The sequence below is a fragment of the Pseudomonas sp. BNK-44-b genome (assembly GCF_047456245.1).
Lineage (GTDB): Bacteria > Pseudomonadota > Gammaproteobacteria > Pseudomonadales > Pseudomonadaceae > Aquipseudomonas > Aquipseudomonas machongensis.
Genome location: NZ_CP179908.1, coordinates 756,369 through 770,431 on the forward strand (window position 1 = coordinate 756,369; position 14,063 = coordinate 770,431).

A 14,063-nucleotide genomic window follows, 5' to 3' on the forward strand; every position below is an offset into this window, starting at 1 on the left:
ATACCGCGTACCTGTGGGAGCGGGCTTGCCCGCGAATAGGGCCTTACAAGGAGTCCCCGGTGGACGAATACCAGCAAACCATACGCGCATTGTCCGACCGTATCGTCGCGGCCCAGACCCCGATCCGGGTCCTGGACGCGGTGAAATGGGACGACGGCATTCGCCAGGGCTTTTTCAAGGCCAAGGGCAAGGAGCCACCTGCGGTGGACCGCGCCTATTACCAGAACCGTCCGCTGTCGTTCGACTCGAGCGCGGTGAAGGCCGAGTTCCAGGCCATCGAGCGCGACATCATCCGCCAGCTCGGCCAGTTCAACCCGGTCGGGCAGATCATGAAGCGCATGTGCCGCGAATACCGCATGGTGGTGCGCATGCTCGAAGCGCGCGGCACCGAGGACTTCGGCCTGATTTCCCAGGAGCTCTACGGCGCCGCCTCCGACGCGTTCCACGCGGGTGACCCGACCCTGGCCGACCTGGGGCTGATGCTCTCGGACTACCTGAACAACATCGATGGCCGTGGTGACCTGAAGGACGAGCCGAAAAACCTCACGGCCAAGGAGGCGGTGGAAATCCTCCAGCGCCGCCTGAACAAGGTCTTCGGCGAGGCAGAAGAAACCATCCGCGTGTTCGAGTCCGATGGCATCGTCGCCGATGCAGCGGCCGGTGCCGACTACATCAAGGTGCGCGCCGATGCCATGTTCAACAGCCGCGACGTACGCGCGCTGGAAGTCCACGAGGGGCTGGTGCACGTGGGCACAACGCTCAACGGCCTGAACCAGCCGATCTGCACCTTCCTGGCCAAGGGGCCGCCCTCGTCGACCGTGACCCAGGAGGGCCTGGCCATCCTCATGGAGGTGATCGCCTTCGCCTCCTATCCCAGCCGCTTGCGCAAGCTGACCAACCGCACCCGCGCCATCCACATGGTGGAGCAGGGCGCCGATTTTTTGCAGGTATACGAGTTCTTCCGTGGCCAGGGCTTCGAGATGGCCGAAAGCTATGGCAATGCCAGCCGGGTATTCCGCGGTTCGGTACCCAATGGCCTGCCGTTTACCAAGGACTTGTCCTATCTCAAGGGCTTCATCATGGTTTACAACTACATTCAGTTGGCCGTGAGAAAGGGCAAGCTGGAGCAGATTCCGCTGCTGTTCTGCGGCAAGACCACGCTGGAAGACATGCGCACCTTGCGCCAACTGGTCGAGGAGGGCCTGGTGGAACCGCCGAAGTACCTGCCCGAACAGTTCCGCGACCTCAACGCGCTGTCGGCCTGGATGTGTTTCTCCAACTTCCTCAATCACCTGAGCCTGGATCGCATTGAAGCCGACTACGCGAACATTCTCTAAGCGTTGCCGCACCCTGTTGTTCGGGCTCGGGCTGACGTGCCTGGCCGGTTGCAGCAGCCTGCTGTTCTATCCAGAGCCGGGCCAGCCGTTCACCCCCGAGCGAGCGCACCTGCAATACCGCGACGTCACGCTGACCACCGAGGATGGCACTCGCCTGCATGGCTGGTGGCTGCCGGTCAAGACGGGCGTCGAGGTCAAGGGCACGGTGCTGCATCTGCACGGTAATGGTGGCAACCTGGCCTGGCACCTGGGTGGCAGTTACTGGCTGCCCGAGCAGGGTTATCAGGTACTGATGATCGATTACCGCGGCTATGGCCTGTCCCAGGGCACGCCGACACTGCCGGCGGTCTACGAGGATATCGACGCTGCGCTGGACTGGCTGGGCAAGGCGCCCGAGGCACAGGGCAAGCCGCTGGTGCTGCTCGGCCAGAGCCTGGGTGGTGCGATGGCCATCCATTACCTGGCCGGCCATCCCGAGCAGCGCCAGCGTTTCAGTGCGCTGGTCTTCGATGGCGTGCCTGCGAGTTACCGCGACGTCGGGCGTTTCGCCCTGAGCACGTCGTGGATGACCTGGCCGCTTCAGGTGCCGCTGTCGTGGCTGGTGCCGGACGCTGACAGCGCGATCCACTCCATCGAACGCCTGGACAGCCCGCCCAAGCTGTTCTTCCACAGCATCGATGACAAATTGGTGCCCATGGCCAACGGTATCCGCCTGTACCAGCATGCCCCGCCGCCCCGCGTGTTGCAGTTGACCCGCGGCGACCATGTGCAGACCTTCGCCGACCCGACCTGGCGTCAGGTGATGCTGCGCTTCCTCGACGACCCCAGCCACTTCAACGGCCTGCGCCGACTGGCGGAAGTCCCGAACTACCCTGACGAGAAGAATGAGCAATGAGTGAAGAACGCAACGCCATCCCGCTGATCCTGACCGGTGTCGGCAGCATCATCGTGACGGTGGGTGCCTTGTGGTACTACGGCTACCTGCATTTCGCCAAGCCCGAGGACGCCCTGCTGCTGCAGGACTACACCATGCTCAAGACGATCCCGGGCGAAGACTATCGGGTTTCTCTCGATCCATCGCCGCAGGTGGCGCAGTGTGTCGAGGGTGTCCTGGTGCTGTTCGACACCCAGCAGAAGGGCCTGACGGGCGTGCTGGTCGACAACCGCAAGCGGGCGATCCGCTGCATGGGCCAGGACACGCCGCAGCAGGTGCAGTGATCCATCGCTGTTCCCCAGACATGAAAAACCCGCCATCAAGGCGGGTTTTTCATATCACTCACGCAACCTGTATCAGCGCATGGTGGAACGCGGCTGAACTGGCTGGTTGTCGTTGGAGATGGTCACCTCCACGCGACGGTTCTGCGCACGGCCCGAGTTGCTGGAGTTGTCCGCGACCGGATACTCCTTGCCATAGCCCTGGGCGACCACGCGGGATGGGTCGATGCCAGCACGCAGCAGCGCACGGCGCACGCTTTCGGCGCGACGCTCCGACAGGCCCTGGTTGTAGCTGGCCGAACCGACGCTGTCGGTATAGCCCTCGACGATCACCTTGCGCTCCGGGTTTTCCTGGAGGAAGTTGGCCAGGGTGGTGATGTTCGGCAGGGCGCTGCTCTTCAGGTCAGCCTTGTTGAAGTCGAACAGCACGTCGCCGAAGGTCACCAGCGTACCGCGGTCGGTCTGCTTGGCGTTGAGGCTGTCCTGCAGCTTCTTGATCTGCGCGTCGCGGGCGTCCAGCTTGGCCTGGGCGCGTTGCGCCGCCGCATTTTTGATATCGGCTTCGGCGGTACGCAGGGCGATGGTCTGTTTGGCGACTTCGACACGCTGGTTGGTCAGGTAGGCCAGTTGATCGACCTTCTTCTCGTCTTCGCGGTCCATGTAGGCCTTGTCAGCCTTGTTCAGCCAGTCCTGGGCATCCTTGGTCTCGAGGGCTGCCAGCTTGCTCGCCTGCGGATCGCTCTGCAGCGCCGAGAAGTTGGTGCGGGCCGATTCCAGGTTGGCGTTCGGGTCGTGCGAGCACGCAGCCAGACCGACGCTCAGAGCCAACAGGGCAGGGATCATTACGTAATTGCGCATTGTGTTCATCCTTTGATCGATAACGAAGGCAGGGGAATACCGGACAGGCCTCACTGGGCGCTGCGCAGGCCTTCCTCACGTACGTCCTGAACGCCCTGGCGGGCATCCTGCACGGCTTTCTGGGCCTTGGCTGCCTGTGCCTTGCGCTCGGCAACGCGGGCGTCCCATTCGGCCTGTTCGGCCAGTCGCTTGGCTTCGTCGTACTTCTTGTCATGCATGGCGATTTCCGCCTGCTTGAACTTGTCCTGCGCCGCTTTCATCTCCACGGCGGCAAACTCGGTGCCGCCTGCGCTGACGGCAGAGTTCACGGCAGACTGGGTCACCGCGTACTGCTCGGTCGGCGGGTTGCCAGCACAGCCAGCCAGTACCAGGCTGCTGCCAAGCGCCAGCGCGGCCAGCTTGAGCCCGCGCAGAGAGTTGGACGGGAATTTTTCGGTGCGGGTCTTCATGGTGGTCAACTCCATTGGATCACTCCTGATAACGATGTCCGTGGCAGTCCATCGCTCCCTGACATACGCATGTGCTCGAGTCCAAAGCCAAACACCATGCGTGCAGGGTTTTTGCGTGATGGCTATTGGCTCCGACTTGAGCATTTTCAGAATAGTTCAGAAAAAGTTGCGTAGGCTTCGTAATTATTTCTGACTGGTCAGTCAGTGCTTTTCCTACGGAACTATTGCCGTGCGCGGCAGTATTCGCGGGCCTTCCAGTTCAAGCGCCGCGCTTGGGAAGCGTGTGGCTGAGGTCGTGCAGATGCCGCCGCGACAGGCTGAGGAAGCGTGGCGTGGGGCCGATATCTTCGTACAGCGGATCACCCTCTTCATCGGTGGCGATCACCTGCTGGCCCTTCACGTAGGGGAAGCTGGCTTCGAGTTCTTCGAGCGCGGCGGCAACCAGTTCGCCGAGCAATTCTTCGGTGGTGCGCTTGGGGTACATCTCGACCAAGGCTGCCAGGCGCGCTTCGGATTCCAGGTCCAGGTGCAGGTGGTGCCCGGTGGGGCTGAGGGTGCCGGCGGCGTTCTGTTCCCAATGTTGTGCGAGCTCGCGGATTTTCATGATGACCTCTGTAAAACCATGGCATGAGCTGTGAGGGCCGTCTCTTCACTTTAGTTGCATTGGCCGATCCCGGCTTGCCTTGCGGGGGCGCCTATGGGCACTCTTGGGCAATGACCTGGGCGGCGGCGCGGGTGGACCGCGCGATGAGGAGAGCCAATGACCGATATCGATGTGCGCTTGCGTGAGGATGTCCATCTGTTGGGTGAACTGCTGGGCGAGACCATCCGCCAGCAGCATGGCGAGGCATTTCTGCAGAAGATCGAGGATATCCGTCACAGCGCGAAGGCCGATCGCCGTGGCGCGGCCGAGCAGTTGAGCTCCACCCTCGGCGATCTTGCAGACGATGACCTGTTGCCGGTTGCCCGGGCCTTCAATCAGTTCCTCAACCTGGCCAACATTGCCGAGCAGTACCAGTTGATTCATCGCCGTGGCGCCGACCAACCGGCACCGTTCGAGGACCGTGCGCTGCCCGAGTTGCTGGCGCGCCTCAAGCAGGCAGGGCATGGCAACGATGCCTTGGCCCGGCAACTGGCCAAGCTGGACATCCAGCTGGTACTCACTGCCCACCCCACCGAAGTGGCGCGGCGTACGCTGATCCAGAAGTACGATGCCATCGCCGCGCAGCTTGCCGCACAGGACCATCGCGACCTCACGCCGGCCGAGCGCCAGCAGGTGCGCGAGCGCCTGCGCCGGTTGATCGCCGAGGCCTGGCACACCGAGGAGATTCGACGCACCCGGCCAACGCCGGTCGATGAGGCCAAATGGGGCTTTGCGGTGATCGAGCATTCCCTGTGGCAGGCGATTCCCAGCCACCTGCGCAAGGTCGACAAGGCGTTGTTCGAGGCCACGGGCCTGCACCTGCCGCTGGAAGCGGCGCCGGTGCGTTTCGCCTCGTGGATGGGTGGCGACCGCGATGGCAACCCCAACGTCACTGCCCCGGTCACCCGCGAGGTGCTGTTGTTGGCACGCTGGATGGCGGCCGACCTGTTCCTGCGCGATATCGACTACCTCGCCGCCGAACTGTCCATGCAACAGGCCAGTGACGCCCTGCGCGCCAAGGTGGGTGACAGCGCCGAGCCCTACCGCGCCTTCCTCAAGCAACTGCGCGATCGCCTGCGTGCCACCCGGGCCTGGGCCCATGCCTCGCTGGCCGGTCCGCAGCCTGCCGGTGCGGACGTGCTCGCCGACAATCGTGAACTGATCGAACCACTGCAACTGTGCTATCAGTCACTGCACGACTGCGGCATGGGTGTGATCGCCGACGGCCCGTTGCTCGACTGCCTGCGCCGGGCGGTGACCTTCGGCCTGTTCCTGGTGCGCCTGGACGTGCGTCAGGATGCGGCCCGGCACCGCGACGCATTGTCAGAAATCACCGAATATCTCGGGCTTGGGCGATATGCCGAGTGGGACGAAGAACAGCGCATGAGCTTCCTCCAGGCCGAGCTGAAGAATCGTCGGCCGCTGTTGCCCGCGCATTTCCAGCCCGAGGCCGAGAGTGCCGAGGTGCTTGCCACCTGCCGCGAGATTGCTGCAGCACCAGCGGCATCGCTTGGCTCCTATGTCATCTCCATGGCTGGCGCAGCATCGGATGTGCTGGCCGTGCAACTGCTGCTCAAGGAGGCCGGCCTGACACGGCCGATGCGCGTGGTGCCGCTGTTCGAAACGCTCGCCGACCTGGACAACGCAGGCCCGGTGATGGAACGACTGCTCGGCCTGCCGGGCTACCGTGCCGGCCTGCACGGGCCGCAGGAGGTGATGATCGGTTACTCGGACTCGGCCAAGGATGCTGGCACCACGGCGGCAGCCTGGGCGCAGTACCGGGCGCAGGAAAACCTGGTGCGCATCTGCCGCGAACACCAAGTCGAACTGCTGTTGTTTCACGGCCGTGGCGGCACCGTCGGCCGTGGCGGTGGACCGGCCCATGCGGCGATCCTTTCCCAGCCGCCAGGTTCGGTGGCGGGGCGTTTCCGCACGACCGAACAGGGCGAGATGATCCGTTTCAAGTTCGGCCTGCCGGGGATCGCCGAGCAGAACCTCAATCTCTACCTGGCGGCGGTGCTCGAGGCGACCTTGTTGCCGCCGCCACCGCCCGAGCCTGCCTGGCGCGAACTCATGGACCAGCTCGCCGCCGATGGGGTGAAGGCTTATCGCGCGGTGGTTCGCGAGAACCCCGATTTCGTCGAGTACTTCCGTCAATCCACCCCGGAGCAGGAACTCGGGCGCCTGCCGTTAGGCAGTCGGCCGGCCAAGCGCCGGGCGGGCGGCATCGAAAGCCTGCGGGCCATCCCGTGGATCTTCGGCTGGACCCAGACGCGCCTGATGCTGCCGGCCTGGCTTGGGTGGGAAACGGCGCTGAGCAATGCCCTGGCGCGCGGCCAGGGTGAGCTGCTGGGGCAGATGCGTGAGCAGTGGCCGTTCTTCCGCACCCGCATCGACATGCTGGAGATGGTGCTGGCCAAGGCCGATGCGGAAATCGCCAGGGCCTACGACGAACGTCTGGTGCAACCGGCGCTGCTGCCATTGGGTGCGCATCTGCGCGACCTATTGTCGCAGTCGTGCCAGGTGGTGTTGGGCCTCACCGGCCAGCCGGTGCTACTGGCACACAGCCCGGAGACCCTGGAATTCATCAGCCTGCGCAACACCTACCTGGACCCGCTGCACCGCCTGCAGGCCGAGCTGCTGGCCCGGTCGCGGGTGCGCGAAGCCGCTCTGGACAGCCCGCTGGAGCAGGCCCTGCTGGTGACCGTGGCCGGTATTGCCGCCGGTTTGCGCAACACCGGTTGAGGCCGTCCGGCAGCGCAGCAGCAGGCTGCACGATGGTGCAGGCACGGGGTGTATCGGGGTAGGTTGCGATGGGTGCAACCTGCTCGGCAAAAGGGCGCCAGATGGGCTTTCGTGCAACTTTGGAACGCTTGTCTGGCTGCCGGGCGCTGTGTATCTTGATCAGCCTTTTGACCGATTTTCCGGTCTGATCCGATTTTCCGGACTTGGCCCTGAACGCCGAATCCATTGATTTGCAATAAAAAAATATGAGGAGCACAAGATGCGCGTAATTCTGCTGGGAGCTCCCGGGGCCGGTAAAGGTACTCAGGCAAAGTTCATCACCGAAAAGTTCGGTATTCCACAGATCTCCACTGGCGACATGCTGCGTGCCGCTGTCAAGGCCGGCACCCCGCTGGGCCTGGAACTGAAGAAAGTCATGGACGCCGGCCAGCTGGTTTCCGACGATCTGATCATCAGCCTGGTGAAGGAGCGCATCGCTCAGCCAGACTGCGCCAAGGGCTGCCTGTTCGACGGTTTCCCGCGCACCATCCCGCAGGCCGAGGCCATGGTCGCTGCAGGTGTCGACATTGACGCCGTGGTCGAAATCGCCGTGGACGACGAAGAGATCGTCGGTCGCATGGCCGGTCGCCGCGTGCACCTGGCCTCGGGCCGCACCTACCACATCCAGTACAACCCGCCGAAAGTGGCAGGCAAGGACGATGTCACCGGCGAAGACCTGATCCAGCGCGACGACGACAAGGAAGAAACCGTGCGTCACCGCCTGTCGGTCTACCACAGCCAGACCAAGCCGCTGGTGGACTTCTACCAGAAGCTGTCGGCTGACAACGCCGGCAAGCCCAAGTACGCCCACATCGAGGGCGTCGGCTCGGTCGAGTCGATCACCGCCAAGGTGCTGGCAGCCCTGAGCTGATCGGCCTCTGCGTTTTACAACGGCCCGCTTGCGGGCCGTTGTCGTTTATACTGCCGCTCTTTTCCCTTTCGCCTGGATACACGTTCGATGACCACCCTGCTGGCCCTGGATACCGCCACCGAAGCCTGTTCCGTCGCCCTGCTGCATGACGGCAAGGTGACCAGCCATTACGAGGTGATCCCGCGCCAGCATGCGCAGAAGCTGCTGCCGATGATCAAGCAGTTGCTCGCCGACTCCGGTATCGCCCTGAGTGCAGTGGATGCCATCGCCTTTGGCCGTGGGCCTGGGGCCTTCACGGGTGTGCGCATCGCCATCGGTGTGGTCCAGGGGCTGGCGTTCGCCCTCGAACGGCCCGTGCTGCCGGTGTCGAACCTCGCCGCCCTGGCCCAGGGGGCCTTGCGCCAACAGGGTGTGCAGCAGGTGGCCGCGGCCATCGATGCGCGCATGGACGAAGTGTATTGGGGCTGCTACCAGGCGCACGATGGCGAAATGCGCCTGCTCGATCAGGAGCGGGTGATCGCCCCTGAGCGGGTGGCACTGCCCCAGGCCGGCCAGTGGTTCGGTGCCGGCACTGGCTGGGGTTATGGCGAGCGTCTGGCGGTGCAGGTCGAGCGTTGCGATGCCCAGGCCCTGCCGCATGCCCTGGATATCCTCAGCCTGGCCGGTCATGCCTGGGCGCGTGGCGAGGCGGTTGCAGCCGAACAGGCTCAACCGGTCTATCTGCGCGATAATGTCGCTACGCCCAAGGCGCGCTGAGTACAGTTCGTCGGCTATTGCCGTTCGAGATAAAACCTTTTGCGCGAACTGTGGTCCAGTTATCACACGCGCATTGGTGATGGAAGCCTGATGCTGCTAGATTGCCATCATTGCTCCTGAGTGCACCCATCATGCGCATCGACGGTTTCTCCTCACAGTCCTATCCGGTCAAGCGTGCCCCGCGCAAGGCGCTGGTGCGCGACGAGAGCATCGACGATGCACAGGTAATCGAGGACGTCGAAGACGACGAAGCCGAGCAGATTGCCCGCGCCAACCGCCGCAGCGCCGGCCTGCCTGCGCGTCAGCAGGACATGGTATTCCCCCGCGCCCGTGACCGCCGCACCGCCACTGCGCTGGCCAGCTACCTCAGCACCGCCGGTTTCACCGATTGGGAGATGGAAGTGCTTGGGTTGGACCTGTACATTTGATGGATGAATCCATCGCCTCTGCCTTATCACCTCGGTTGTCCGTCCTGGAGCGAGAACGCCTGGCGCGACTACCTCTATCCCGCCGACGCCCGCCCTGCTGAATACCTTGGCCTGTACAGCCAGGTGTTCAATGCGGTCGAGGGCAACACCACCTTCTACGCCCGTCCTGCGCCCGCCACGGTGGAGCGCTGGGCCCAGGTCATGCCCCAGCGGTTTCGCTTCACCGCGAAGTTTCCCGGTGACGTCAGCCATGCGGGCGATCTGCGTGATCAGCTTGAATCCGCGCTGGACTTCACCCGTCTGCTGGCGCCGCTGGGCGAGCGAGTAACCCCCTACTGGCTGCAACTGCCAGCGCTGTTCGGCCCGGCCCGATTGGCGGAACTGAGTCACTTTCTCGACGAGATCGGTGTGCCAGTGGCCGTCGAGGTGCGCAACGATGCCTTCTTCGCCCGTGGCGATGAAGAGCGCCTGCTCAACCGACTGTTGCATGAGCGCGGTGTGGAGCGGATCTGCCTGGATCCACGGGCACTGTTCAGTTGCACCTCGCGCGACCCGGCGGTGCTGCACGCGCAGGCCAAGAAGCCCAAGGTGCCGCCGCGTCCGGCCGCCTTCAGCCAGCACCCGCAGGTGCGCTTCATCGGTCATCCGGAGTTGGCTGCCAACGAAAGCTTTCTCACACCCTGGGTAGACAAGGTCGCCGGCTGGATCGAGGAGGGGCGTTGCCCGTACATTTTCCTGCACACCTCCGACAACCGCCTGGCTGCCGCCTTGGCCCAGCACTTTCACCAGCGCCTCATGGTGCGGTTGCCGGGCCTGGCGGCCTTGCCGGAATTGCCGCGCGCACCTGAGGTCGAACAACTGGGATTACTCTGACCCCCAGACCTTGCCGGAGACCTGATCATGGATGTGCAAACCCTGCGAGCCGAAGCCTTCAAGATGTTGCACGAGCGTGATGGCGCCTTCGTCATCGCCAACCCTTGGGACGCCGGGTCCGCCAAGCTGCTGGCTGCGCTGGGCTTCGAGGCACTTGCCACGACCAGCGCAGGATTGGCCTTCAGTCTGGGCCGTCCTGATGCCGAGGGCGCTCTGAGCCTCGATGAAACCCTGGCCAACGCCCAGGCCATCGTTGATGCCACTCCCCTACCGGTGGCCGCAGACCTGGAGAACGGTTTCGGCGACCTGCCCGAACACTGCGCGCAGACCATTCTGCGTGCCGCCGAGGCCGGGTTGGTTGGCGGCTCGATCGAGGACGCCAGCGGTCGCCGCGATTCCCCCATCCATGACTTCGGCCTGGCCGTCGAGCGCGTACGCGCTGCAGTGCAGGCGGCGCGCAGCCTGCCTTTCCCGTTCACTCTCTGTGCCCGCGCAGAAAACCTGCTGCACGGGCGCCTGGACCTGGATGACACCATCAAGCGGCTGCAGGCGTTCGCCGAGGCCGGTGCCGATGTGCTCTATGCCCCAGGCCTGCGCAGCGTCGATGAGATACGGGCAGTGGTGCAGGCCGTTGCGCCCAGGCCGGTCAACGTGCTGATGGGCATGGCAGGCGTGCCGCTGGGGGTGAACCAGTTGCAGGACCTGGGTGTGCGGCGCATCAGTGTGGGTTCATCAATGGCCAGGGCGGCGCTGGGGGCGTTGCAGCGTGCGGCGCTGGAGATCCGCGACCAGGGCACTTTCGCTTACGGCGAGCAGGCGGTGCCGTTCGCCCAGCTCAACGATCTGTTCCGACGCTGATCGGCCATGCGTTTGCTGGCGACGGTGCTGGGCGGGGTGATGGTCGCAGGCGCTGTTGCCTGGTATCTCGGCTGGCGCCCCCCGGCGGCGTGGAACCCCTGGGCGGCGCTGGATGTGCGTCAGCCGCCGAACCTGCTGACGGCCTACAAGCTGTCACGCCTGCGTGACGACCCGGATCTGTGTCGACAGGCACTGCAAACCTCCGCGCTGCGTTATCGGGAACAGGCCGACAGCCCGGAAACGGCGCGTTGTCCGTTACGCAACGTATGGCGTATCGACGCTGGCGAGGCGCGGTTGAGCAGCAGCTTTCTCGCCAGTTGTCCGCTGGCGGTGGCCTATGCGCTGTTCGAGACTCACGGCCTGCAGCCTGCGGCGCAGCGTGTGTTCGGCCAGTCGGTGGCACAGGTGGATCACCTGGGCAGTTTTGCCTGTCGCAATGTCTATCATCGCGAGCAGGGGCGGCTTAGCCAGCACGCGACGGCCAATGCCCTGGACATCAGCGGTTTTCGTCTGAAGGATGGCCAGCGCATCGTGCTGGCGCGAGACTGGCAGGCGGGCGGGGCGAAGGCGCAATTCCTGCGCGAAGTGCGCGATGCGGCCTGCGAGAGCTTCAGTACGGTGCTTGGCCCTGACTACAACGCCGCCCACGCAAACCACTTTCATCTGGATGCGGGGCGGTGGCAGGTCTGTCGCTGATTCAGGCGTGTACGCGCACGTTGTTCAGCACCACCGGGCGCGCCCAATGGGTGTCGAATTCCAGGTCGGTCTGCTGCTTGGCGAGAGTCGCGTCGTCGAAGGGTTCCGGGGCCGGCTCTAGCAGGTACTTTTCCAGTTCGGCGATCGGCAGGTGCAGCGGACGCGGCGAAGGCGCAGGGCCCGGCTCGGGCGAAGGATGGCCCTGGTTCATCACCAGCGGACGCAGCCAACTGCCGTTGAGGTCGAGCTGGCGCTGCTGCTCGATCAGTTCGCTGGCGCTGAAGGGTTCGGGGCCGGCTCCAGCAGGTTGGCTTCCAGTTCCGCCTTGGGCAGGAACAGCGGCTCGGGCGGACGCACCTCGGTATCCTGAACCGGCAGCGCGCGCTGAATTTCGATCAATGCCAGCGCCTTGGCGCCACCCAGTGGCTCGCCGCTGTCCTTGTCGTACTGGCGGGTCAATGCCTGGCTGAAGCTGTCCTGCTCTTCTGCGGACTGCTCGGCCATCGCGCGGGCGAAGAAGTCCTGCCACAGGTGGCTGACGCCGCCCAGTGCCTGGGTATTCTGGCGACCGTAGTTGCCGACTGGCGACAGGTAGGTCAAACCGATGGGAAGAGTATCTGACATGGCAGTCGCGCGCGTTGTGCTCTGGCAGAATAGCGGATAGAGCTTTTATCGGCCGTGGCCGGGGTTTCATTAATTTTTTCGAGTGCGGGATCGGATGGCAGAACAAGAGCAGGGCGCAGGTATCAGGGTCGAGGCGCTGTCGGCGTCGTTCCAGGCGCAGGCACAGGAATGGGCGCAGCGTCTGGGCCTGCCGCAGGTGGATGACGCGGCGGAGTTCGCTGTGCAAATCGGTGCTGATGGTCTGCAGATCCAGCAATTGGGCCCGCAGGCCCCCGGCCCGGTGCGGGTGGATTTCGTCGAAGGGCAGGCGGCGCATCGGCGCCTGTTCGGCGGCGGCAATGGACAGATGATCGCAAAGGCGGTCGGTATTGCCCAAGGCGTACGGCCTCAGGTGCTCGATGCCACTGCGGGCCTGGGGAAGGATGCCTTCGTGCTGGCGAGTCTGGGCTGCCAGATGACCCTGATCGAACGTCAGCCGTTGATTGCTGCGTTGCTCGAGGATGGCCTGGCGCGTGGGCGCCTGGATGCCGAAGTGGCGCCGATCGTCGAGCGCATGCGCCTGCTGACCGGCAACGCCATCGAGCGCATGCGCGATTGGCAGGGCGAGGCGCCGCAGGTGATCTACCTTGACCCGATGTTCCCGCATCGTGACAAGAGCGCGCTGGTGAAGAAGGAAATGCGCGTGTTCCGCCCGCTGGTGGGCGACGACCTGGATGCTCCTGCACTGCTGGAGGCGGCGCTGGCGCTGGCCAGCCACCGGGTGGTGGTCAAGCGCCCGCGCAAGGCGCCGATCATCGACGGGCCAAAGCCGAGTCATAGCCTGGAAGGCAAGTCCAGCCGCTACGATATCTACCCGAAGAAGGCGTTGAAGGCTTAGGGTAAGCCAGCTCGAGGGGTGGCGCCGAACCGCCGCGAACACCGGCAAAGCCGGTGCATGAGCGCGATGTACTTTTCGCGGGCAAGCCCGCTCCTACAGGGGGCTGCCATACGCCCGCATGAACACCCCGACCACCTCGCGCACATGCTGCTCGGCTTCCTCTCCGGCCAGCGGCGGTGCGCAGCCCAGCAGCAGGCGGTAATCGGCAGCGCCCTTGATCAGGCAGAAGAAATGCTCGGCGGCGCGCAACGGATTCTCGATCCGCAGCAACCCACGCTCGTCGACACAGCGCAGCAACGCCTCCATCTCGGCCAGCACCCGCTTGGGCCCCGCCTCGTAGAAGAACTGCCCAAGCCCCGGGTCCTGGCTGCCCAGGGCCATGATCAGGCGCGTGAGCTTGACCGACTCGTCGCTGCTGATCAGTGCCTGGAAGCCTCGGGCGATGTTGAGCAGCACCTCTTCGATCGGCACCCCCTCGGGCAGCTCGAAGATCAGGTCGGGCAGCTGCGTCTGGCAGGTGGCCATGACTGCCGAGCCGAACAGGGTCTGCTTGTCGTTGAAGTGGCTATAGACCGTGAGTTTTGAAACACCTGCCGCCGCAGCGACCGCATCCATGCTGGTGTTGGCATAGCCAAGGCTGAGGAACAGCGACTTGGCGGCTTCGAGGATGGCCTCGCGCTTGGCGAGATCCTTGGGCCGGCCAGGGCCTGTGGGTGCGTCGATGGGCATTGGAATCCGTGTCTGTCTGATGAAGCGCTCATATTACCGGGTCGCGCGGCTCGCGGCTGCTACGC

At 64.4% G+C, this 14,063-nt stretch carries 15 protein-coding genes and 1 pseudogene; 11 read left to right on the top strand and 5 right to left on the bottom strand.

From position 1 onward, the window contains the following. Positions 1-59 precede the first annotated feature (59 nt). Genes ACMGGG_RS03680 through ACMGGG_RS03690 form a run of 3 tightly spaced genes read left to right on the top strand, consistent with a single transcriptional unit; the run spans position 60 to position 2,555 of the window. The gene (locus ACMGGG_RS03680) at positions 60-1,337 is read left to right on the top strand and encodes a flavohemoglobin expression-modulating QEGLA motif protein (protein ID WP_054895067.1); all 1,278 of its coding nucleotides are present in this window, start codon (positions 60-62) and stop codon (positions 1,335-1,337) included. Continuing rightward, positions 1,309-2,232, top strand: a complete 924-nt coding sequence (locus ACMGGG_RS03685; RefSeq protein WP_414154888.1) for an alpha/beta hydrolase — start codon at positions 1,309-1,311, stop codon at positions 2,230-2,232. The genes ACMGGG_RS03680 and ACMGGG_RS03685 overlap by 29 nt, the downstream gene beginning before the upstream one ends. Then, complete coding sequence (locus ACMGGG_RS03690; RefSeq protein ID WP_063543336.1) at positions 2,229-2,555, top strand: hypothetical protein; 327 nt, start codon at positions 2,229-2,231, stop codon at positions 2,553-2,555. Before ACMGGG_RS03685 ends, ACMGGG_RS03690 begins: the two co-directional genes overlap by 4 nt. A 72-nt stretch (positions 2,556-2,627) precedes the next feature. Here the strand turns inward: ACMGGG_RS03690 and ACMGGG_RS03695 are convergent, their stop codons facing one another. The 3 genes from ACMGGG_RS03695 to ACMGGG_RS03705 form a co-directional block, all read right to left on the bottom strand. Beyond that, positions 2,628-3,410, bottom strand: coding sequence for an OmpA family protein (locus ACMGGG_RS03695; protein ID WP_054895064.1), 783 nt, complete (start codon positions 3,408-3,410; stop codon positions 2,628-2,630). Positions 3,411-3,460: 50 nt separating this feature from the next. Then, positions 3,461-3,874 carry a DUF4398 domain-containing protein gene (locus ACMGGG_RS03700; protein WP_054895063.1) on the bottom strand — a complete coding sequence of 138 codons (414 nt, stop codon included), beginning with the start codon at positions 3,872-3,874 and terminating at the stop codon, positions 3,461-3,463. A 244-nt stretch (positions 3,875-4,118) separates the two neighbouring features. Then, on the bottom strand, positions 4,119-4,463 hold the full coding sequence (locus tag ACMGGG_RS03705) for a pilin assembly protein (protein WP_414154889.1): 345 nt from the start codon (positions 4,461-4,463) through the stop codon (positions 4,119-4,121). Between the two features lie 156 nt (positions 4,464-4,619). Here ACMGGG_RS03705 and ppc point away from each other — a divergent pair, with 156 nt between their 5' ends. From ppc to ACMGGG_RS03740, 7 genes are all read left to right on the top strand, one after another. Continuing rightward, positions 4,620-7,247 carry a phosphoenolpyruvate carboxylase gene (ppc, locus tag ACMGGG_RS03710; protein WP_414154890.1) on the top strand — a complete coding sequence of 876 codons (2,628 nt, stop codon included), beginning with the start codon at positions 4,620-4,622 and terminating at the stop codon, positions 7,245-7,247. A 259-nt stretch (positions 7,248-7,506) separates the two neighbouring features. Beyond that, positions 7,507-8,157, top strand: coding sequence for an adenylate kinase (gene adk, locus ACMGGG_RS03715; protein WP_063543342.1), 651 nt, complete (start codon positions 7,507-7,509; stop codon positions 8,155-8,157). A gap of 87 nt (positions 8,158-8,244) precedes the next feature. After that, positions 8,245-8,913 (top strand): tRNA (adenosine(37)-N6)-threonylcarbamoyltransferase complex dimerization subunit type 1 TsaB, encoded by a 669-nt coding sequence (gene tsaB / locus ACMGGG_RS03720; RefSeq protein ID WP_112897580.1) that lies wholly within the window; start codon positions 8,245-8,247, stop codon positions 8,911-8,913. A 131-nt stretch (positions 8,914-9,044) separates the two neighbouring features. Next, complete coding sequence (locus ACMGGG_RS03725; RefSeq protein ID WP_054895058.1) at positions 9,045-9,341, top strand: hypothetical protein; 297 nt, start codon at positions 9,045-9,047, stop codon at positions 9,339-9,341. Positions 9,342-9,344: 3 nt separating this feature from the next. Next, positions 9,345-10,214, top strand: a complete 870-nt coding sequence (locus tag ACMGGG_RS03730) for a DUF72 domain-containing protein (protein ID WP_063543346.1) — start codon at positions 9,345-9,347, stop codon at positions 10,212-10,214. Positions 10,215-10,241: 27 nt separating this feature from the next. Next, positions 10,242-11,072 (top strand): isocitrate lyase/PEP mutase family protein, encoded by an 831-nt coding sequence (locus ACMGGG_RS03735; RefSeq protein ID WP_054895056.1) that lies wholly within the window; start codon positions 10,242-10,244, stop codon positions 11,070-11,072. A 6-nt stretch (positions 11,073-11,078) separates the two neighbouring features. Then, positions 11,079-11,768 (top strand): extensin family protein, encoded by a 690-nt coding sequence (locus tag ACMGGG_RS03740; protein WP_414154891.1) that lies wholly within the window; start codon positions 11,079-11,081, stop codon positions 11,766-11,768. Position 11,769: 1 nt separating this feature from the next. Here the strand turns inward: ACMGGG_RS03740 and ACMGGG_RS03745 are convergent. After that, positions 11,770-12,392 (bottom strand): annotated as a pseudogene (locus ACMGGG_RS03745) (energy transducer TonB). A 94-nt stretch (positions 12,393-12,486) separates the two neighbouring features. On the opposite strand from ACMGGG_RS03745, the gene ACMGGG_RS03750 reads away from it, so the two are divergent. Then, on the top strand, positions 12,487-13,269 hold the full coding sequence (locus tag ACMGGG_RS03750; RefSeq protein ID WP_414154892.1) for a class I SAM-dependent methyltransferase: 783 nt from the start codon (positions 12,487-12,489) through the stop codon (positions 13,267-13,269). 93 nt (positions 13,270-13,362) lie between these two features. Here ACMGGG_RS03750 and ACMGGG_RS03755 read toward each other — a convergent pair whose 3' ends face one another. Then, the gene (locus ACMGGG_RS03755; RefSeq protein ID WP_414154893.1) at positions 13,363-13,998 is read right to left on the bottom strand and encodes a TetR/AcrR family transcriptional regulator; all 636 of its coding nucleotides are present in this window, start codon (positions 13,996-13,998) and stop codon (positions 13,363-13,365) included. Between the last annotated feature and the right edge of the window lie 65 nt (positions 13,999-14,063).